Raw genomic sequence first — 845 nt, forward strand, 5'->3', positions numbered from 1 at the left:
CAGGACTTACGCAAAACCCATTAACTTGAGAAATAGATCACACATCGAAGAGCGAATGGATCAAAGATTAGTTATCTGAGTCATAGTAATCTACCGTAAATTTTTACACCACGTTATACTCATGGGCCGCCCAAAAACTAATAAAGTGACACGCTTGGATTATTGCCAGTATTTATTTAGTAGCCAAATTAACTACACACTAACGAACTTTGCTGAGCATGTAGAAACCCTGTCTCATGATATGGTTAATCGATACTTGCGGGATGAAAAACTAACCCCCATGTTAGTTTGGGAGCATACAAAGAGAGATATTAAACAAAGCAAAAACGGATTTATTGTTTTTGACGATAGTATTTTAGACAAGAATCATTCTCGACACATTGAATCAGTTCGTTGGCAATATAGTGGAAATACACATGGGGTTGTGCGTGGTATTGGTCTAGTAAATTGCATTTATATTAATCCTGAAACTAAGGAATTTTGGCTTATTGATTATCGCATCTTTGATCCAGCACGTGACGGTAAAAGCAACGTTGATCATCTACAAGATATGCTTAAAAATGCTATATATTCTAAGCAGATAAGCTTTACAACAGTTCTGGTTGATACATGGTATGCAAGTAATAAATTCATGTTATTTGTCCATGATTTAGGAAAGTACTTTTACTGTCCTATTAAACGAAATCGTTTGGTAAGGCCCGCTGGTGTCAAGGAACACTATGAGGCTGTTACTGAGCTTAGCTGGACTGAAGAGGAACTAAAACTTGGTAAAAAAATTCGGCTGAAGGGAATGCCTAGTGATTTTTATATGAAACTGTTTCGCGTGCCTGTTTCTACCAACAGGA

At 36.9% G+C, this 845-nt stretch carries 1 protein-coding gene; it reads left to right on the forward strand.

Annotated elements, in window-relative coordinates; all coding sequences use genetic code 11:
• Positions 1 to 121: 121 nt before the first annotated feature.
• On the forward strand, positions 122 to 845 hold a 724-nt coding region (locus tag E1O47_RS12105), incomplete at its 3' end, for an IS701 family transposase (protein WP_133131484.1).

Origin of the sequence: Legionella yabuuchiae (genome assembly GCF_900640115.1) — a bacterium.
In the GTDB taxonomy this organism is placed as follows: domain Bacteria; phylum Pseudomonadota; class Gammaproteobacteria; order Legionellales; family Legionellaceae; genus Legionella_A; species Legionella_A yabuuchiae.